The following is an 18,229-nucleotide window of genomic DNA, read 5'->3' on the forward strand; positions in this document are numbered from 1 at the left end:
AAACGTGTTCGGGACTTTAGAGCGCTCTCGATGAATGCGCCATAGGCCGGTCTGGCGCATTGCGCAATGGTTGATCGGCGTGTCTTTTTCCGAACCCGTCCAGGTAAGTCCGATTTAGCGCATAGAGTGCCGATATCGTGGGATGTCCTCACCGGAGGAAAGACGGAAATGATCCTCGTGGAACGCAGTGCGCACGTGGCGGCGCCAATTGAAGTGGTCTGGGATGTCGTGCAGCGGGCCGAGCAGTTGCCGGCCTGGCTGGCCGGGGTCCGCGCGGCCGAAGTGCTCTCGGGAGAGGGCTTCGGGCGGCGACAACTGGTCCAGGCGGGGCGCGGCTCGGCGCATGAGGCCGAGGTGATCGCCTACCAGGAGCCGACGCTGATCGGCTGGCGGGAACGGGCCAAGGGCGCCGGATCTCGGGCGGAGGCGCGCACCGAGATCTACGTCCAGCTCACCGGAGACGAGGAGGAGGGCGGGACCATCGTGCGCCTCATCGTGGTCCGTTGGCCGGCCGGCCCGGTCAAGGCGGCCCTGCTGCGCCTCGGACTGCGTCGGGTCGGCGCCGACCTGGAGGACTCGCTGGCCCGGCTCACCGACCTGGCCGCCGTCGGCTGACGAGCGCCCATCCTCCCGGCGTCACCCGCGACGGCGGTGGTCCGGATCCCCGCCAGGGCCCCCGGACCACCGCCGCTCCGTACACCGAGAAGGGCCCGGCGCGGGGATGCGCCGGGCCCTTCTCAGTGGTGCTGGGTCAGCTGTCGCCGCCGGTCTCGCCGACCGGGGCGGCGTTGACGTCGTCGATCGCGTACTTCTTGGCTGCCTCGGCCGGCACCGTGGTCGCCACCGCGCCGCTGCGGGCGAGCTGCCGCAGCGTGGCCACCACGATCGACTCCGCGTCGACGTGGAAGTGCCGGCGCAGCGCGTGCCGGGTGTCCGACATGCCGAAACCGTCGGTGCCGAGCGACGTGTAGTCGCCGGGTACCCAGCGGGCGATCAGATCCGGTACCGCGCGCATGAAGTCGCTGACCGCGACCTTCGGCCCGTCCGCGTCGGCCAGCTTCTGCTGGATGTACGGAACCTTCGCCTCGGCGCCCGGGTTGAGCAGGTTGTACTCCTCGGTCTCCACCGCGTCGCGGCGCAGCTCGGTCCAGGAGGTCACCGACCAGACGTTGGCGCCCACCCCCCAGTCCTGGGCGAGCAGCTGCTGGGCCTTGAGCGCCCACTGCATGCCGGTGCCCGAGGCGAGCAGGTTGGCCTTCGGACCGTCGACCTGCGGTGCCGGCGAGTAACGGTAGATGCCCTTGAGCAGGCCCTCCACGTCCACGTCGGCCGGCTCGGCCGGCTGTAGCGTCGGCTCGTTGTAGACCGTCAGGTAGTAGAAGACGTTCTCCTGCGCGTCCCCGTACATCCGGTGCAGACCCTGCTCCATGATGTGCGCGATCTCGTACGAGAACGCCGGGTCGTACGCGACCACCGCCGGGTTGGTGGCGGCGATCAGCAGCGAGTGCCCGTCCTCGTGCTGGAGGCCCTCACCGTTGAGGGTGGTCCGACCCGCGGTGGCGCCGAGCAGGAAGCCCCGCGCCATCTGGTCGGCCGCGGCCCACAGCCCGTCGGCGGTCCGCTGGAACCCGAACATCGAGTAGAAGATGTACATCGGGATCATCGGCTCGTCGTGCGTGGCGTACGCCGAACCGGCCGCGGTGAACGAGGCCACCGAACCGGCCTCGTTGATCCCCTCGTGCAGGATCTGCCCGGAAGTCGACTCCTTGTACGACAGGAACAGCTCGCGGTCGACCGAGGTGTAGCGCTGGCCGTGCGGGGAGTAGATCTTCGCGGTCGGGAAGATCGAGTCGAGACCGAAGGTACGGGCCTCGTCCGGGATGATCGGCACCCAGCGCTTGCCGAACTCCTTGTCCTTCATCACGTCCTTGAGCAGACGGACGAAGGCCTGCGTGGTGGCCACCTTCTGCTTGCCCGAGCCGCGCTTGATGTCGGCGAACCGCTCCGGGCCCGGGATGGCCAGCCGCTTCGTGCTGGTCCGCCGGGACGGCAGGTACCCGCCGAGCTGCTCGCGCCGCTCCTTGAGGTACGCCAGCTCCTCGGACTTCTCGCCCGGGTGGAAGTACGGCGGCAGGTAGGGGTTGTCCTCCAGCGCCGAGTCCGGGATGTCCAGGTAGAGCCGGTCGCGGAAGGTCTTCAAGTCCTCCAGCGTCAGCTTCTTCATCTGGTGGGTCGCGTTGCGGCCCTCGAAGTGCGAACCGAGCGTCCAGCCCTTGATCGTCTTCGCCAGGATGACTGTGGGCTGACCGGTGTGCTCGGTGGCCGCCTTGTAGGCCGCGTAGAGCTTGCGGTAGTCGTGCCCGCCCCGCTTGAGGTTCCAGATCTCGTCGTCGCTGAGCGGCTCGACCATCTTGCGGGTCCGTGCGTCACGGCCGAAGAAGTGCTCCCGTACGTACGCGCCGGACTCCGCCTTGTAGGTCTGGTAGTCGCCGTCGGTCGTGGTGTTCATCAGGTTGACCAACGCGCCGTCGGTGTCGGCGGCGAGCAGCGGGTCCCACTCGCGACCCCAGACGACCTTGATGACGTTCCAGCCGGCACCCCGGAAGAACGCCTCCAGCTCCTGCATGACCTTGCCGTTGCCCCGGACCGGGCCGTCCAGCCGCTGCAGGTTGCAGTTGATCACGAAGGTGAGGTTGTCCAGCTCCTCGCGGGCGGCGACGCCGATGGCGCCGAGCGTCTCCGGCTCGTCCATCTCGCCGTCGCCGAGGAACGCCCAGACGTGCTGCTGGGAGGTGTCCTTGATGCCGCGGTGCTGCAGGTACCTGTTGAACCGGGCCTGGTAGATCGCGTTCAGACCGCCGAGGCCCATCGAGACGGTGGGGAACTCCCAGAAGTCCGGCATCAGCCGAGGGTGCGGGTAGGAGGGCAGCCCACCACCGGGGTGCGACAGCTCCTGGCGGAACCCGTCGAGCTGGTGCTCGCTGAGCCGCCCCTCCAGGAACGCCCGCGCGTACATGCCGGGGGAGGCGTGGCCCTGGTAGAAGATCTGGTCGCCACCGCCCGGGTGGTTCTTGCCCCGGAAGAAGTGGTTGAAGCCCACCTCGTAGAGCGACGCCGAACTGGCGAAGGTGGAGATGTGTCCGCCGACGCCGATCTCCGGGCGCTGCGCCCGGTGCACCAGCATGGCGGCGTTCCACCGGACGTACGCCCGGATCCGCCGCTCGACGTGCTCGTCACCCGGGAACCAGGGCTCGCGTTCCGACGGGATGGTGTTGATGTAATCGGTGGTGGTCAGGGGCGGAACCCCGACCTGGCGCTCACGGGCCCGCTCCAGCAGGCGCAGCATGACGTAGCGGGCGCGTTTGGCGCCGCGTTCGTCGATGACACCGTCAAGCGACTCGACCCATTCGCTTGTCTCTTCAGGGTCGATGTCCGGAAGCTGGCTCGGTAGGCCGTCGCTGATCACCGGGCGCTTGCGTTCCGTAGCCACAGGCGTTCCCTCGGTTGTGTGTGGGATAGGTCTCTAGCGCCATCCTGCCCCCTGGTGGCACCCGTCGTCACGTCTAGGTCCCCCCGACGCGATGCTGAACACAGGTACTCGTCGGTAACTTAGCGCGACGGTCGCGTGAAACGTGAGCGGTTTGACCGCCACTCCTACCGTCAGCACCATGAACAGACGCCATGTCGCGGTCGCCGCGAGCATGATCGTTGTCGGGGTGGTCGGCCTGGTCATCGGCGCGGTCGCCGTCGCCTCCGGCAACCTGCCGATGGTGGGACTGGTGGCCCTCGGCGCCCTGGTGGCCGTGCTCGGCGCGGCCCTGCTCCGGGACGCGAACCGCGCGGCCCGGCTGAGCGGCGCCGAGAGTCGTCGCCGCCGTCGTTCGGACACCGACGGCGCCGCCGGGTACCCCTTCTACCCGATGCCCGCCGGGGACGCCGGGAGCGGGCACGTCGGCCGCCAGCGTGACGGCGACCACGACAACTCCGACGGTACGGACCCGGTCGGCGGCGGCGACTCCGGCGGAGGCTGGTCCGGCTGGGGCTGGTCCGGCGGTGACTCCGGTGGCGGTTGGTCCGGCGGCGGCGACTCCGGCGGCGGTGGCGGCAGTTCCTGACCGCGCCCTGCGGCAGAATGCGACGTATGCGCAGCGACGTGATCACCGTCCAGACCGGGTCCCGGCCGACAGTCCGGGACATCACAGCGGAGGCCCAGCAGTTCGTCTCAGGCGAGGGCGACGGCCTGCTGCACGTCTTCGTGCCGCACGCCACCGCCGGCGTGGCGATCATCGAAACCGGGTCGGGCTCCGACGACGACCTGCTCGGTGCCCTGAACGACCTGCTCCCCACCGACGACCGCTGGCGGCACCGCCACGGCTCGCCCGGCCACGGCCGCGATCACGTGCTGCCGGCGTTCATCCCCCCGTACGCCACGCTGCCGGTCCTCGGCGGTCGGCTGGCCCTCGGCACCTGGCAGTCGATCTGCCTCGTCGACACCAACGGCGACAACCCGACCCGCCAGGTCCGCTTCTCCTTCCTCCCCGGCTGACCACCCGCCTGCCCGGCCGTCGTCCCGGCACGCCGGCCCGCCTCAAGATCTGCACAACCTCCCCGAAACTGCTGCCTCAGCGCGTGGCGAGGCAACAAGTTCCCTGATGCTGCGCGGATCTTGAGGCGTCGGGCGGGTTATGGACGGACGGTCTCCTGCTGGACGGTCTGCTGGCCGGGGTCCGCGGACGGCGCGGCGCTGCGGACCGCTGACGGGATCGGGTTGTCCGCCGTCTGGTGCAGGCCGGGCACGCGGTCCTCGATCACGAACGAGGCCCGGGTGTACGCGGGCGCGCCCGGCCGACTGACGTATGGCAGCACGTCGAAGTCGGCGGTGAGCTGTCCCGGGGTGATCGTGGTGCGCACGTACCCCCGCAGGTTGTTCTGGAAGCGGAGGTGCGGGTTGAACGCGAACCACGGGTGCGAGCCGGACGCCGAGTCCGCGCCGTCACCCGTCGAGGTGATCGAGGAGCAGACCAGTTCGGTGCCGACGGTGCGCGAGGTCGGGTCGGCATAGTCCAGCTTGAGATCGCTGGCCCAGTGCGCGTGCACGTCTCCGGTCAGCACCACCGGGTTGCGTACCCCGGCGGCCAACCAACCCCTGGTGATGCGGTCCCGGGAGGCGACGTAGCCGTCCCACGAGTCCATGCTGGTGACGGTGAGCGGGCCGGAGTTGTTGTCCCGTTGAGCGAAGAAGACCTGCTGGCCCAGGATGTCCCACTGAGCGTCCGAGCGACGGAAGCCGTCCAGGAGCCACGCCTCCTGCTCGGCCCCGGTGATCGACCGGGCCGGGTCGGATGCCGCCGCGCAGTCCTTGTAGCCGTCGCCGCAGGCCTGGTCGTCGCGGTACTGCCGCGTGTCGAGCATGTGGAACGTGGCCAGCCGCCCCCAGCGCACCCGCCGGTAGAGCTGCATGTCGATGCCGCGGGGGATCGAGGTGCGCCGCAGCGGCATGTTCTCGTAGTACGCCTGGAACGCCGCCGCCCGCCGCGCGGGGAACTCCGGGTCCGGCGCCTCGGGCACCTCGTCGGCCCAGTTGTTCTCCACCTCGTGGTCGTCGAACACCACAGCCCACGGCGCCACCGCGTGTGCGGCCTGCAGGTCGGCGTCGGTCTTGTACTGGGCGTGCCGCTGCCGGTAGTTGGCCAGCGTCCGGGTCTCCGGTCCCTCGTGGTCACGCGGGTTGCCAGCGGGGACGTTGTACGTGTCCGGGGCGTACTCGTACTGGTAGTCGCCCAGGTGCAGGATCAGCTCCGGCTCGGTCTCGGCCAGCCGCCGGTAGGCGGTGAAGTAGCCGTGCTCGTACTGGGAGCAGGAGGCGAAGCCCATCGCCAGGGCGGCCGGCATGGTCCACGGTGCCGGGGCGGTGCGGGTGCGTCCGGTCGGCGAGACGTGGCGCTCGGCACGGAACCGGTAGAAGTACTCGCGCCCTGGCAGCAGGCCGGCCAACTCCACGTGCACGCTGTGCGCCGAGCGGGTGCGGGCGACCGCGACCCCGCGGCGCACCACATGCCGGAACCGCTCGTCGGCGGCCAACTCCCAGTGCACCGGCACCTCGCGGTCCGGCATGCCGCCGAGGCCGTCCTCGGCCAGTGGCTGCGGGGCCAGGCGGGTCCACAGCACGAACCCGTCGTGGTCGGGATCGCCGGAGGCCACACCGAGGGTGAACGGATAGGCCAGCGGCCGGTGGGCCGCCGCCGCGCCGGCCGCCACCGGCAGCCCGGTGACCGCGCCCGCGGCGCCGAGTGCGGCGCCGGACAGCAGGATGGTACGTCGGGACAGTGACACGAAATCCTCCCCAGAATCCGATCTCTCGTGACTGGGTGAGCCTCGCGAGCGTTGGTGGCCGGGAGGTGACGACGAGGGCCCCGGCCCGTCGCCGGCAGTCGAACACCGACGATCGCTGTCGATCCGTCCCTGCCGGGCTTCAGTCCTCGCCGAGGAGTTTGATCGCTGACCCGGGCGGCGAGATGGCGTGCGTACGATGTGGCGGTGGCGCAGCAGGTCGTTCCCGCAACAGGTGAGCCGCTGGATCGGGCCGCTCTCGCCGTCGATGTGGTGCGGCGGATGGCGCACGTCACCGCCGTCCTGCGACACCGGCAGGGCTCCGCGTTCGCCGAGTTGGGGCTCACCCCGGCGGCGGCTCGGGCACTGCGGGAGTTGGACCCGGACCGCCCGCTGCCGGCCCGGGATCTCGCTGGTCAGCTGGGTTGCGACAGGTCGAACGTGACGGTGCTCGTCGACAAGCTCGAGCAGGCCGGGCTGGTCGAGCGCCGTACCGACCCGACGGACCGGCGGCAGAAGACGCTGCTGGTGACCGAGGAGGGCCGCGTCGTCCGGGCCCGGGTGATCGAGGTGATGTCCGACTCCCGACTCCTGTCCGGGCTGAGCGACGAGGAGCTGAGCACCCTTCGTGACCTGGTCTGGAAGGTGTCCGACGGCGGCTGTCCGGAGTCCTTCGGGCCGGAGTGAGCGCACCCCCGTCGGCCGTGTCCCACTGGGCGAGCAGGGCTTCCGTCGGTAATGCTGTCCGACGTGACCACCCCGCAAGATCTCGACGACCGGTTCCGGGAGACGCTGGCGGCGCTGCCTGCCGCCGAGCGGCGGCGTGACCCCGCCGACCCGGTCACCGACGACGCCCCACTGACCGGCGAGCAGGTGCTGGACCTGTTCGACGCGCAGGTGACCAGCCGGCAGCTCGACCTGGCCGGCCGCTGGCTGCGCAGCTTCGGGGAGGGTTTCTACACGATCGGCTCGGCCGGGCACGAGGGCAACGCCGCGGTCGCCGCCGCGCTGCGTCCCACCGATCCGGCGTTGCTGCACTACCGCTCGGGCGCCTTCTACTGCCTCCGCGCCGCCCAGGCCGCCGCCGCCCCGGCGTCCGACGCCGCCGACGCATCCGCGTCCGCCGTCGAGCCGGACCCGGCCGCCGAACCCGAGCCGGCCGGGTCCGAGCCACCTGCTGGGGGATTCGCGGCGTACGCGCAGGCGGCCCGGGACGTGCTGCGCGGGATGGTCGCGTCCAGCCTCGACCCGATCGCCGGGGGCCGGCACAAGGTGTTCGGTCGAGCCGACCTGGCCATCGTGCCGACCACCTCCACCATCGCCTCGCACCTGCCCCGCGCGGTCGGGATGGGACTGGCCGTGGAGCGGCTGCGCCGGCTGGACAGCGCCGGACGGCGTACCGGGGCCGGGGTGCGGGTCGGCAGCGGCGCGGGCGCCACGCACGCTCCCTGGCCGCCGGACGCGATAGTGGTCTGCTCCTTCGGAGACGCTTCGGTCAACCACGCCAGCGCCACCGCCGCCTTCAACACCGCCGGCTGGTACGACCATGCCGGGCTGCGGATCCCGGTGCTCTTCGTCTGCGAGGACAACGGGCTGGGCATCAGCGTCCGATCGCCGGAGGGCTGGGTCGAGACGACCCTGCGGGCCAAGCCGGGCATCCGCTACTTCAGCGCGGACGGGGCCGACCCGGTGCGGACGTACGAGGTGGCGGCGGAGGCCGCGGCCTGGGTACGCCGCAACCGCCGGCCGGCCGTGCTGCACCTGCGCACCGTGCGGCTGATGGGGCACGCCGGGGCGGACGCCGAGTCGGCGTACCGCAGCCCGGCCGAGCTGGCCGAGGACCTGGACCGGGACCCGGTGGCCGCCACCGCGCGGCTGCTGGTCGATTCCGGCGTGGCGACCGGCGAGGAGCTGCTGGCCCGGTACGACGAGACCGGCTGGCAGGTACGCCGGCTGGCCGAGGAGGTGCTGGGCGAGCCGAAGCTGGACTCCGCGGCCGACGTGGTGTCGGCGCTGGCGCCCCGCCGTCCGGTGCGGGTGGCGCGGGCGGTGGCCGACGCCGCGGCGCGAGCCAGCGGCCCGGGCGCGGGCGCCCGGGCGGAGGCGTTCGGCGGGAAGCCGCCGGAACTGGCCGGGCCGATGACCCTGGCGCAGAGCATCAACGCGGCACTCGCCGACGGGATGCTCGACCACCCGCAGATGGCGCTCTTCGGTGAGGACGTGGCCGCCAAGGGCGGCGTGTACGGGGTGACGAAGGGGCTGCGCGACCGGTTCGGGGCGGCCCGGGTCTTCGACACCCTGCTCGATGAGACCTCGGTGCTCGGGCTGGGCCTCGGTGCCGGGTTGGCCGGGATGCTGCCGGTGCCGGAGATCCAGTACCTGGCGTACCTGCACAATGCCGAGGACCAGCTGCGCGGTGAGGCGGCCACCATGCGGTTCTTCTCGCAGGGGGCGTTCCGCAACCCGATGGTGGTGCGGGTGGCGGGCCTGGCGTACCAGGAGGGGTTCGGCGGGCACTTCCACAACGACAACTCGGTGGCCGTACTCCGGGATGTGCCCGGTCTGGTGGTCGCGGTGCCGGCGCGGCCGGACGATGCCGCGCCCATGCTGCGGACCTGTCTGGCGAGCGCGGCGGTGGACGGCAGTGTGTGCGTGTTCCTGGAACCGATCGCGCTCTACCACACCCGCGACCTGTACGCGGATGGTGACGGGGAGTGGCTGGCCGGCTATCCGGAGCCGGGCGGGTGGGTGGCCGGCCACGTGCCGATCGGGCGGGCCCGGGTCTACCGGGTCGGCTCGGCGGACGACCTCACCATCATCACCTTCGGTAACGGGGTGCGGATGTCGCTGCGGGCGGCGGCCGTCCTCGCCGAGGAGGGGGTGGGCACTCGCGTGGTGGATCTGCGCTGGTTGGCGCCGCTGCCGGTGGCGGACATCATCCGGGAGTCCTCGGCGACCGGCCGGGTACTGGTCGTCGACGAGACGCGCCGTTCCGGCGGGGTCGGCGAGGGAGTCATCGCCGCGCTGGTCGACGCCGGATATGTCGGAGCCGCACGTCGAGTGGCGGGAGTTGACTCGTTTGTACCATTAGGTCCGGCAGCACGTCACGTACTGGTCTCCGCGGAAGCCATTACCGACGGTGCCCGTACGCTGCTGGCACGGTAAATTCCGTTCCACCCGGTGCGCCACTTGCGCGCAGACCAACAACTGTGTGGACTTTGCCTGACGGCGTCGCACCGACGCCGCGAGCAGGGACGAGATGAGGAGGCACGCGACAGTGAGCGCGACCGCTGGTCAGGCCGCCGACGGGGTACGCAGCCTGGCGGACCGGTTCGGAATCGAACCGGGGATGGTCGTCATGGAGATGGGGTACGACGAAGACGTCGACCAGGATCTCCGAGACGCCCTGACCGACCGCTGTGGAGATCTGGTCGACGAGGACACCGACGAGGTGGTCGACGCGGTGCTGGTCTGGTACCGGGACGGCGACGGTGACCTCTTCGAGCTGCTCGTCGATGCCCTCGGCCCGCTGGCCGACAACGGCGTCGTGTGGCTGCTCACCCCGAAGGCGGGGCGTGACGGGCACGTCGAGCCGAGCGAGGTCGCGGAGTCCGCGCCCACCGCCGGCCTCCAGCAGACCTCGACCGTGAACGCCGGCCGTGACTGGAGCGGCGCACGTCTGGTGCTGCGTCGAGGGGCCAAGGCCAAGAAGTAGCAAACGCCCCATCCCGCGCCCGACGGTCCGCCCACCGCCGGGCAGCAGGCTGGTGCCGTTCACCCGACTCGACGCGAGGAGAGTTCGCATGCCCATCGAGGTTGGTGCCGTGGCGCCGGACTTCGTGCTCAAGGACCAAAACAACCAGGAGGTCCGACTCTCGGACTTCCGGGGCAGACGCACCGTACTGCTGGTCTTCTACCCGCTCGCCTTCACCGGCACCTGCCAGGGTGAGCTGAGCGAGGTGCGAGACAACCTCGGCGAGTACGTGAACGACGACGTCCAGGTGCTGACCATCAGCGTCGACTCGGCCTACAGCCACAAGATCTGGGCCGACCGTGAGGGTTACCAGTTCCCGATGCTTGCCGACTTCTGGCCGCACGGCGCCGTCGCCCAGGCGTACCGGGTCTTCAACGACATCGCCGGCGTCGCCAACCGGGGCACCTTCGTCATCGACCGGACCGGCGTGGTCCGCTTCGCCGAGATGAACAGCCCGGGCGAGGCCCGCGACCAGCAAGCCTGGCGCAAGGCCATCGCCGAAGCGACCACCTGACCGGGGTACGCCGTGCGCCCGGGTCGGTGGCGGGCAGGTAAGCTTGCCAGCCACCGGCCCGCCACACGGGCGATCCGGGCGCGTAGCTCAGTGGGAGAGCACCCGCCTTACAAGCGGGGGGTCGCAGGTTCGAAACCTGCCGCGCCCACACTCTGATCAGCATGCGACGAGGGCCGCCGGATGACCGGCGGCCCTCGTCGTCTCATGTCGGCCTTCCGGAACAGCCCCGCGACCCTCGGCCCTCGGCGCCTGAACACTTTCCCGCCTGAACGGCAATGACTGGTTGAAGCGCGGACTTTGCCGAGGAGGGCCATGGCTTCGGATGCGGATCTGATCGGCCGGTCGCTGGATGGCGATGTCGACGCCTTCGTGGAGGTGGTCGAGCGTCATGAGGCCGCCGTCGGTTCGTACCTCGTTCGACGGGCGGGGCGGGATGCGGCTGAGGACCTCCTGGGCGAGGTTTGGGTTGCGGCGTTCGAGTCGCGGCGATCGTACGACCGGTCGTACAACGATGCGCGGCCGTGGCTGTACGGGGTGGCATTGAATCGCTTGCGGCGCTACTGGCGGTCCCGGCCGGCCGAGGACCTGGTCGCGGACGTGCCGGACGTGGCTACTGGATGGGACCCGTGGTCGGCGGTGGACCTCGGCGTGGACGCCCGGGCGGTGCTCCGGTCGGCCCTGACGCGGCTCAAACCCGAAGAGCGGGAGGTCCTGAGGCTCGTCGCCTGGGAGGACCTGACCGCAGCCGACGCCGCGCGGGCACTCGGGATACCGGCCGGCACCGCGCGGCGGCTGCTGAGCCAGGCCAGGACGGTATTGCGCGACGCGCCGGGGGTGTCCGCGCTTCTGAAGGACCGCAACAGCGCGAAGGAGAGACACCGATGACCGACGAGCTCGATCTGGTCGGTGCGTTGGGCAGCGCAGAACCACTACGCCCGGAGGCGTATCAGCGGGCGCGGGCGGTGCTGCGGGCGGCTATGGCCGACCCCGGAACCGTGCGGGTGCTGGGCGCGATATCAGCGGAGCACACGACTATGGAGGCGACTTCAACAATGGAGACGACGACAACCACGCGGGACCACGAATCCAGCCCGGCGATTCAGCGCCGCCGCCGGATCGGTATGACGGGCCGACTGAGCATCGGCGCCGCGGTGGGGGTTGCCGCCGCGGCAGCAGTCGTCGCTGTGGTGGTCAACTCGCCGGCGACCGGGGGCACGGGGGCCGGCAAGGATTCGTCGGCCGCCACCTCGGGCTCGACCACCGTCGACGGGTCCGCCGAGCGCGCGCCGCTGATGACCCTGGCCGGCTCCATCAAGACGGTCACCCCGTCGGCGGGCGACGCGTGGCTGGTGAAGGCGACGCAGGTCCACGGCACCAAGACCATGCAGGTCGTCTACACGCTGTACACCGACGGTCATGCGATCTATACGGGCAACAGCGTGAAGGACATCAAGCGTGCGATCGCCCGTCACCAGGACCAGATGACTGACGGCGGCTACGCTCCGCTCCTCAAGGCAGCCGTCGCCGCGGCGGACAGCAGCCCGGCCGACGGCCGGACCCAGATGCTCAAGGCGGCCAAGGATCCGCTGGTGGGCCTCGACCCCGCGGCGCAGAAGGCGGTGTGGGACAAGCAGCAGGCGGCCGCCCAGGTGATTATCAAGCAGAAGGGCGGCAACGCCGAGCCGAAGCCGTACAGCCCCCAGGCCGTTCAGCGGCACTTCGACAACGCCCTGTGGACGTACAGCACCCAAGCGCTGTCCGCCGGCGACGGCAACACGCAGGTCCGGGCCGGTGTGCTGCGTCTGCTGTCCACCATCTCCGCGGTCAGCGTCAAGGACTCGACCACCCACGGCACGGCCACGCTGACGATCACCGCCGGCCCCGAGGTGTTCGGCGGCGAGGGCAGCGAGGTGCTGACCATTGACGCCAAGACCGGAATGCTGGTCAAGGACGTCTCCACCGTGCCGGGCCTCCCGCAGGCCTCCACGACGTACGAATCCTCCCGCGTGACGAAGGCCGACCTGTAGGCCGGGAACTCCCACCCGCCAGCATTCCGGCGGACGGGCGTAACGCGCCCGGTGTTCGGTAACGGTGCGGGCCGCCTCCAGGCGGCCCGCACCGTCTTTTGGTTTGTTCGCACGGCCGAGGGTTGTGTGCACCTGGCAGAAGGGCGAGCGCCGACCTGGCATGGATCTCCAGCGAGCGGCTGCATCAGCGCTCTCTGGGATGGGCGCGCTGAACGTGACCCAGCGCGTGACAGGGGCGGAATTCGTGACCGGCGGTGGCTCCGACTCCGGGCACCGCCATGATGGGCGGGTGCAGGACACCGTCGCCGTCGCGCTGATCACCTCACTGTCCACCTTGGCCGCTGCCGCCCTGACCGGGCTGGTCGGCGCGCTCAGCACCCGTCGGCAACTGGCCCACCAGCTCACCGTCGCCCGACAGGAGAGTGTCGAGCGCCGGGCGACGCGTCGGGACGAGCTGCGGCGGGACGCGTACGTCGGTTTCCTGAGCGCCTGCGACCAGGCGTACCGGCAGTTGGACCGGCGGTGGCTGGACGCCGGCGGGGGTGAGCCGACGCCCGGCTACGACGACACGTACGCGGCGATGCGCGCCGTGGACGAGGCGTACAACCTGGTGTTGCTGGAAGGCCCGGCGCCGGTCTCGGCGGCCGGCCGGGCCGTGTTGACAAGCCTCACCACGGAGTACGCCGACCAGCGCCGGTTCGGGGACGAGCCGGGCGACGGGAGCGCGCCGCTGCGCGACCGGCACCGGGAGCGCTGGCTCGCGGCGATCGAGGTACGGACGAAGCGCCGGATCGCGTTCGTCGACGCGGTGCGCCCGGCGTTGGGTCGCGACGATTGTTGAGGCCCGGGCGGCGACGGATGGCGCGGCGACGCCGCCCGGGTTCCTCAGCTGGTGAAGCCGCCGTCCACGTTGACCACCGCTCCGGTCACGTAGCCGGCCTCGGGGCTGGCCAGGTGCGCGACGGTGGCCGCGATATCGGCGGGGCGAGCGTACCGGCCGACGGCGGTGAATCCGCTGATCGCCGCCGCGTTCGGGCCGTCCGCCGGGTTGGCGTCGGTGTCCGTCGGCCCGGGGTTGACCAGGTTGACGGTGATGGCCCGTGGGCCCAGTTCACGGGCCAGACCCCGGGTCAGCCCGACCAGAGCGGTCTTGCTCATCGCGTAGAGCGTCAGCCCGGGGAAGACCGCCCGTTCACCGACGTTGCTGCCGATGCTGATGATCCGTCCACCGTCGCCCAGGTGCCGCAGCGCCGCCCGCGCGGCGACGTACGGTGCCCTGATGTTGACAGCGATCGTCTGCTCCACCTCTGCCGAGCCGAGCTCGTCCAGGGCGCCGACCAGGAACACTGCGGCATTGTTGACCAGGATGTCCAACCGACCCAGTTCGGCGGCCGCCCGGTCGACAGCGCTGCGCACAGCTTCCGGGCCGGCGCCGTCCGCCTGGATCGCCAGCGCTCTGCGGCCCAGCGCCTCGATCTGCTTCACCACTGTCGCGGCCCGCTCGGCGTCCTGCCGGTAGGTCAGCGCCACGTCGGCCCCGTCCTGTGCCAGGCGTAGGGCGATGCCGGCCCCGATGCCCCGGGAGCCGCCGGTCACCAAGGCGACCCTGTTGTTGAGTGTCGTCGTCATGCAAACGATCGTCTGGCCGCGCCGGCCTCCCGTCTGGCGGCTATCGGACCCCTCGCTCCGACCTCCAGGTCCGATTCCCGCGATCCTCGACTTCCCGCGATCCCCGACGGCCTGTCGACCCGGCGGGCCGCCATGATCCGGGCAACTTCACGGATCCTGCTGTCTCACCAGGCGACGAGACAGCAGGATCACCGAAGTTGCGCGGATCTTGCGAGGTGGGGGAGGGTGGGGCGAGCGATTCGGGGAGCGTGAGCGTGGGACTGGCGGGTATTGGCGCGGTGTTGTTCGACATGGACGGCACCCTTGTCGACTCCGACGCCGCCGTGGAGCGGGCCTGGGAGCGGTGGGCCGCCGAGTACGGCGTCGACCCGCGGACGGCGTTGGCGATCGCGCACGGCAGCCCGGCCGACCGGACCATCCGTCGGCTGCTGCCCGCGCTCGACGACAGGGCGGTCGCCACCGCCGCGGCGCGACAGTTGGCGTTGCAGTACGACGACCTGTCCGACGTGACGGCCACCCCCGGGGCGCACGAACTGCTGAACGCGCTGGCCCGGCTGGGTTTGCCCTGGGCGGTGGTGACCAGCGCCGACACGCGGCTCGCCGAGGCCCGGCTCGGGGCCGCCGGCATCAAGGCGCCGGTGCTCGTCACGGTGGAGGACGTCAGCGTCGGCAAGCCGGACCCGGAGGGCTATCTGCGGGCTGCGGCGCTGCTGGGCGTACCCGTGGCGCGGTGCCTGGTCGTCGAGGACGCCGAGGTCGGCCTGCGGGCCGGTCGGGCGGCCGGGGCGATGACCGCCGCGCTGAAGGGCCTCGACGGCGACCTGCGTCTGCACGACCTGGCCCAACTGGCGCGCCAACTGGAGTCGCCACCCACGGCACCCTGACCGCCAGGTCGGTCGGTACGCCCCGGCGGGGAATCCGTTGGCGTGTCCGGGCCGGTTCTGCTGTATTACCCGCTGGCGACGAACGAAGGGGGAGACGCGGTGGAGTTGACGTTGACACCGATGACGGCGCAGGACCTGGCCCGGTTGCTCGGTGAATTGGAGCAGGGGTACGCCGAGGACCTCGTCGTGAACCGGGGGCTGACCCGGATGATTCAGCTCATCGAGGCCGAACTCACCCAGTTCGGCGTGCCCGAGCTGGGTCTGAACGTCTTCGGTACGAACACCGTGGCGATCGGCCTCTACCGCGGTCTGGGCTTCGAGGTCACCTCGCAGCAGATGGCGAAGCGCCTCACCCCGGCGAGCTGAGTCGGGGGAGACCCAGGTCGGTCCCCCCGGCAGGACTGTTCACCTGCCCAGCGGGAAACCGGCGCGGACCGCACCTGGGGAGGAGCGACGGATGACGCATGGCGCCGGACTGACCATCGGTGTGCTGGGTTCGTACGGTGGGCGAAACCTCGGTGACGAGGCGATCCTCACCGGCCTGCTCACCGATCTGCGTACGCAGGAACCGAACGCCCGGATCATCGTCTTCTCGCGGAACCCGGAGCACACCCGGGCCGCACACCCGGACGTCGAAGCGGTGCCGTGGGAGGGCGTGAGCCGTACCGATTCGGCCCTCGTCCTGGCCCAGCTGGACCTGCTCATCCTGGGCGGCGGCGGCATCCTCTACGACCGGGAGGCCCGCCGTTACCTGCGGGTGGTCCGGGTCGCCCAGGAGCGGGGCCTGCCGCTGATCACGTACGCGGTGGGGGTCGGGCCGCTCAGCGACGGGGTGGACACCGGCATGGTCCGGGAAACGCTCTCCAGCGCGACCCAGGTGACCGTCCGGGACCAGGAGTCCCGGATGGTGCTGGAGGAAGCCGGCCTGCTGAACCCGATCACGGTCACCGCGGACCCGGCTTTCCTGCTGCAACCGGAGGAGTTCCCTGCCCACCTGCTGGCCGAGGAGGGTGTGCCGGTCGGCAAGAGGTTGGTCGGGATAAGCGTGCGGGAGCCGGGCCGGGCCGCCGAACGCCTCGACGTGGATGGTTACCACCGGCTGTTGGCCCAGATCGGTGACTTCCTGGTGCACCGGATCGACGCGTACGTGCTGTTCGTGCCGATGGAACGCGACGACATCCGGCACGCCCACGGGGTGCTGTCCCACATGGTCGCCGCCGAGCGGGGTCGAATCCTGCACGGCACCTACTCGCCGCAGCAGGTGCTGGGGTTGATGCGCCACTTCGACCTGGCCGTCGGCATGCGCCTGCACTTCCTGATCTTCGCGGCGATGGTCGGTACGCCGTTCCTGCCCCTGCCGTACGCCGGAAAGGTCTTCGACCTGGCCCAACGGCTCGGTGTGCCGGCGCTACGCGGCGTGGAGCGGGAGGTCGAGGGGCCGCTGCTGGCCGAGGTCGACCGACTCTGGGACGAGCGGGAGCAGCGCGCCGAGGCCACCGCCCGACGGGTGGCGGAGGTGTGCGATCAGGCGAGGGGCACCTCGGAGGTCACCCGCGGCGTGTTGGAGAGCCTGCGCAGCCAGACCCTCACCCGGGTCTGAGCGGGCGGTCACACCGCCGGGCCGGTCCACCGGTAGCGCCACTCGCGGGCCTCCTCGCGGGCGGTCTCCAACTCGTAGATCTGCGCGTCAACCAGCCCACCGGAGCCGATGTGATGGTGGGTCAGCGGCGGGCGGCCGTTGGTGTCCAGTTCGACGGTGATGGTCTGCCCGTCCGCCGTGCCGCCGACGAGAAGGATCTGCACGGATGAAGCCATGCGCCCATCCTGCCCGTCGTAGCGCCCGCCCGCAGCGGATAGCGGGGCAGCGGGGGACCCGGCCCGTGGCTAGGGTCGGCGGATGGAGCAGACGATCGATCCCACGCTCGGTCCGGTGCTCGCCCGCACCGGCGACGAGCGCGCCGTCCTGACCTCGTTCCTCGACTTCCATCGGGCCGTCGTGCTGCGCAAACTGCGCGGTCTCTCCGACGCCGACGCCCGCCACCGGCTGGTGCCCTCGGCGACCACGCTGGTGGGGCTGGTCAAGCACCTGACAGTGGTCGAGCGGAACTGGTTCCCGACCCTGCTGGCCCCCGAGCCCGGCGACGTCTACCTGACCTCCGAGGAGGACGCCGTCGCCAGCTTCACTCTCGGCGACCAGGAGACCGTCGCAGGGCTCGTTGAGGCGTACGAGCGGGCCTGCGCCCGTTCCCGGGCGGTCGCCGCGAGCGTCGACCTCGACCACGTGGTGCCGCACCCGCAGCTCGGCGAGGTGTCGGTGCGCTGGATTCTCGTGCACATGATCGAGGAGACGGCCCGGCACGCGGGCCACGCCGACATCCTGCGCGAGCTGACCGACGGCGACTCCGGCGCGTTCTGACGGGCTCCCACCCCCACAGCCCCGCGATCTTGCACTTTCTGCGGTGACAAAAGGCGCACTCTCCGCAGAACGCCAACACAAACTGCAAGATCGCGCAGATGGCGGCGGTGGGTCGCCCTGGGGGGCCGCCTATTCTGGGGGCGGGCGGCGACTAGGGGGAGCAGGTGCTGGTCATCCACGGGCTGTGGTTGCCCGGCGACAACTCGACCGGCAGCCTCGCCGTCTGGGCCGAGGACAGCGCCGCACCGATTCCCGCGCCGCGCTCGGGCCGACCGGCCCGGGAACGCCCGCACCCCTTCGCCGCCGGGCACACCGACCTGGCCGCCGTCCTCGCCGAAGCCGCCGAGCCGACCCAGCCGGACACCGCGCTGCTCACCCTGCCCACCCTGGCGGGCGCGCCGACCGACTCACCCGAGCTGATCCGGACCACCGTCGCACCCGCGGCCCGCGGCCGGCTCGCCCTGGCCGGGTGGCGGGTCCCCATCCTGGTGTACGCCCCGGACGACGCCCTGACGCTGCTGCACGCCCTGGACGACATCCCGGCGGTACCCGGGGCCACCCTGCGGCACCTCGCCGAGCTGGCCGACTTCGCCGCCGACCTGGTGACCCGTGGCCGGGTCCTCCCCGGCGTACGCACGACGACGGGCGACCAGACGTCCGGCGCCGGCGTGACGA

Annotated in this window: 18 protein-coding genes, 1 tRNA gene and 1 pseudogene; 16 read left to right on the forward strand and 4 right to left on the reverse strand. The window is 71.2% G+C overall.

Annotated elements, in window-relative coordinates:
• Positions 1-168: 168 nt before the first annotated feature.
• On the forward strand, positions 169-615 hold the full coding sequence (locus tag IW248_RS00720; protein WP_030488771.1) for an SRPBCC family protein: 447 nt from the start codon (positions 169-171) through the stop codon (positions 613-615).
• 136 nt (positions 616-751) lie between these two features.
• Here the strand turns inward: IW248_RS00720 and aceE are convergent, their stop codons facing one another.
• A complete protein-coding gene (aceE, locus tag IW248_RS00725) occupies positions 752-3,490 on the reverse strand; it encodes a pyruvate dehydrogenase (acetyl-transferring), homodimeric type (protein ID WP_196925231.1) in 2,739 nt (912 codons plus the stop codon).
• Between the two features lie 178 nt (positions 3,491-3,668).
• On the opposite strand from aceE, the gene IW248_RS00730 reads away from it, so the two are divergent.
• Together IW248_RS00730 and IW248_RS00735 are read left to right on the forward strand one after the other, a co-directional pair.
• Positions 3,669-4,115, forward strand: coding sequence for a hypothetical protein (locus tag IW248_RS00730; RefSeq protein WP_196925232.1), 447 nt, complete (start codon positions 3,669-3,671; stop codon positions 4,113-4,115).
• Between the two features lie 26 nt (positions 4,116-4,141).
• The gene (locus tag IW248_RS00735) at positions 4,142-4,546 is read left to right on the forward strand and encodes a YjbQ family protein (RefSeq protein ID WP_196925233.1); all 405 of its coding nucleotides are present in this window, start codon (positions 4,142-4,144) and stop codon (positions 4,544-4,546) included.
• Positions 4,547-4,683: 137 nt separating this feature from the next.
• Here IW248_RS00735 and IW248_RS00740 read toward each other — a convergent pair whose 3' ends face one another.
• The gene (locus IW248_RS00740) at positions 4,684-6,333 is read right to left on the reverse strand and encodes an alkaline phosphatase D family protein (protein ID WP_196925234.1); all 1,650 of its coding nucleotides are present in this window, start codon (positions 6,331-6,333) and stop codon (positions 4,684-4,686) included.
• Positions 6,334-6,537: 204 nt separating this feature from the next.
• On the opposite strand from IW248_RS00740, the gene IW248_RS00745 reads away from it, so the two are divergent.
• The 8 genes from IW248_RS00745 (at position 6,538) to IW248_RS00780 (ending at position 13,466) form a co-directional block, all read left to right on the forward strand.
• Positions 6,538-7,017 carry a MarR family winged helix-turn-helix transcriptional regulator gene (locus tag IW248_RS00745; protein WP_372431642.1) on the forward strand — a complete coding sequence of 160 codons (480 nt, stop codon included), beginning with the start codon at positions 6,538-6,540 and terminating at the stop codon, positions 7,015-7,017.
• A gap of 51 nt (positions 7,018-7,068) precedes the next feature.
• The gene (locus IW248_RS00750) at positions 7,069-9,495 is read left to right on the forward strand and encodes a thiamine pyrophosphate-dependent enzyme (protein ID WP_196925235.1); all 2,427 of its coding nucleotides are present in this window, start codon (positions 7,069-7,071) and stop codon (positions 9,493-9,495) included.
• Positions 9,496-9,607: 112 nt separating this feature from the next.
• Positions 9,608-10,045, forward strand: coding sequence for a DUF3052 domain-containing protein (locus tag IW248_RS00755; RefSeq protein ID WP_124822862.1), 438 nt, complete (start codon positions 9,608-9,610; stop codon positions 10,043-10,045).
• An 88-nt stretch (positions 10,046-10,133) separates the two neighbouring features.
• Positions 10,134-10,598, forward strand: coding sequence for a peroxiredoxin (locus IW248_RS00760; protein WP_124822863.1), 465 nt, complete (start codon positions 10,134-10,136; stop codon positions 10,596-10,598).
• 76 nt (positions 10,599-10,674) lie between these two features.
• Positions 10,675-10,746 (forward strand) — tRNA-Val (locus IW248_RS00765).
• Positions 10,747-10,910: 164 nt separating this feature from the next.
• Positions 10,911-11,483, forward strand: a complete 573-nt coding sequence (locus tag IW248_RS00770) for an RNA polymerase sigma factor (protein WP_196925236.1) — start codon at positions 10,911-10,913, stop codon at positions 11,481-11,483.
• Positions 11,480-12,625: a hypothetical protein gene (locus tag IW248_RS00775; protein ID WP_196925237.1), complete on the forward strand. Its 1,146-nt coding sequence runs from the start codon at positions 11,480-11,482 to the stop codon at positions 12,623-12,625. Before IW248_RS00770 ends, IW248_RS00775 begins: the two co-directional genes overlap by 4 nt.
• Positions 12,626-12,914: 289 nt before the next feature.
• A complete protein-coding gene (locus tag IW248_RS00780; protein WP_196925238.1) occupies positions 12,915-13,466 on the forward strand; it encodes a hypothetical protein in 552 nt (183 codons plus the stop codon).
• A gap of 44 nt (positions 13,467-13,510) precedes the next feature.
• Here IW248_RS00780 and IW248_RS00785 read toward each other — a convergent pair whose 3' ends face one another.
• On the reverse strand, positions 13,511-14,254 hold the full coding sequence (locus IW248_RS00785) for an SDR family NAD(P)-dependent oxidoreductase (RefSeq protein ID WP_196925239.1): 744 nt from the start codon (positions 14,252-14,254) through the stop codon (positions 13,511-13,513).
• A gap of 248 nt (positions 14,255-14,502) precedes the next feature.
• Here IW248_RS00785 and IW248_RS00790 point away from each other — a divergent pair, with 248 nt between their 5' ends.
• The 3 genes from IW248_RS00790 (at position 14,503) to IW248_RS00800 (ending at position 16,738) form a co-directional block, all read left to right on the forward strand.
• Complete coding sequence (locus IW248_RS00790; RefSeq protein WP_307787600.1) at positions 14,503-15,138, forward strand: HAD-IA family hydrolase; 636 nt, start codon at positions 14,503-14,505, stop codon at positions 15,136-15,138.
• A 99-nt stretch (positions 15,139-15,237) separates the two neighbouring features.
• Positions 15,238-15,504, forward strand: coding sequence for a GNAT family N-acetyltransferase (locus tag IW248_RS00795; RefSeq protein ID WP_196930464.1), 267 nt, complete (start codon positions 15,238-15,240; stop codon positions 15,502-15,504).
• A gap of 91 nt (positions 15,505-15,595) precedes the next feature.
• Positions 15,596-16,738 carry a polysaccharide pyruvyl transferase family protein gene (locus tag IW248_RS00800; protein WP_196925240.1) on the forward strand — a complete coding sequence of 381 codons (1,143 nt, stop codon included), beginning with the start codon at positions 15,596-15,598 and terminating at the stop codon, positions 16,736-16,738.
• A gap of 8 nt (positions 16,739-16,746) precedes the next feature.
• Here IW248_RS00800 and IW248_RS00805 read toward each other — a convergent pair whose 3' ends face one another.
• Positions 16,747-16,953: a DUF8847 domain-containing protein gene (locus IW248_RS00805; protein WP_124822874.1), complete on the reverse strand. Its 207-nt coding sequence runs from the start codon at positions 16,951-16,953 to the stop codon at positions 16,747-16,749.
• A gap of 82 nt (positions 16,954-17,035) precedes the next feature.
• Between IW248_RS00805 and IW248_RS00810 the strand changes: the two genes are divergently transcribed.
• Together IW248_RS00810 and IW248_RS33830 are read left to right on the forward strand one after the other, a co-directional pair.
• Positions 17,036-17,554 carry a DinB family protein gene (locus IW248_RS00810; RefSeq protein WP_196925241.1) on the forward strand — a complete coding sequence of 173 codons (519 nt, stop codon included), beginning with the start codon at positions 17,036-17,038 and terminating at the stop codon, positions 17,552-17,554.
• A 164-nt stretch (positions 17,555-17,718) separates the two neighbouring features.
• Positions 17,719-18,196, forward strand: a pseudogene (locus tag IW248_RS33830) (ATP-dependent helicase); the annotation flags it as partial.
• Between the last annotated feature and the right edge of the window lie 33 nt (positions 18,197-18,229).

Origin of the sequence: Micromonospora ureilytica (assembly GCF_015751765.1) — a bacterium.
Taxonomy (GTDB): Bacteria; Actinomycetota; Actinomycetes; order Mycobacteriales; family Micromonosporaceae; genus Micromonospora; species Micromonospora ureilytica.

What these genes read in the sequence shown, in the direction of transcription:
- IW248_RS00730 (WP_196925232.1), top strand. Translation starts at nt 3,669, where the DNA reads ATGAACAGACGCCATGTCGCGGTCGCCGCGAGCATGATCGTTGTCGGG.
- IW248_RS00775 (WP_196925237.1), top strand. Translation starts at nt 11,480, where the DNA reads ATGACCGACGAGCTCGATCTGGTCGGTGCGTTGGGCAGCGCAGAACCA.
- IW248_RS00720 (WP_030488771.1), top strand. Translation starts at nt 169, where the DNA reads ATGATCCTCGTGGAACGCAGTGCGCACGTGGCGGCGCCAATTGAAGTG.
- IW248_RS00805 (WP_124822874.1), bottom strand. Translation starts at nt 16,953, where the DNA reads ATGGCTTCATCCGTGCAGATCCTTCTCGTCGGCGGCACGGCGGACGGG.
- IW248_RS00785 (WP_196925239.1), bottom strand. Translation starts at nt 14,254, where the DNA reads ATGACGACGACACTCAACAACAGGGTCGCCTTGGTGACCGGCGGCTCC.
- IW248_RS00750 (WP_196925235.1), top strand. Translation starts at nt 7,069, where the DNA reads ATGCTGTCCGACGTGACCACCCCGCAAGATCTCGACGACCGGTTCCGG.
- IW248_RS00760 (WP_124822863.1), top strand. Translation starts at nt 10,134, where the DNA reads ATGCCCATCGAGGTTGGTGCCGTGGCGCCGGACTTCGTGCTCAAGGAC.
- IW248_RS00810 (WP_196925241.1), top strand. Translation starts at nt 17,036, where the DNA reads ATGGAGCAGACGATCGATCCCACGCTCGGTCCGGTGCTCGCCCGCACC.
- IW248_RS00770 (WP_196925236.1), top strand. Translation starts at nt 10,911, where the DNA reads ATGGCTTCGGATGCGGATCTGATCGGCCGGTCGCTGGATGGCGATGTC.
- IW248_RS00800 (WP_196925240.1), top strand. Translation starts at nt 15,596, where the DNA reads ATGACGCATGGCGCCGGACTGACCATCGGTGTGCTGGGTTCGTACGGT.
- IW248_RS00735 (WP_196925233.1), top strand. Translation starts at nt 4,142, where the DNA reads ATGCGCAGCGACGTGATCACCGTCCAGACCGGGTCCCGGCCGACAGTC.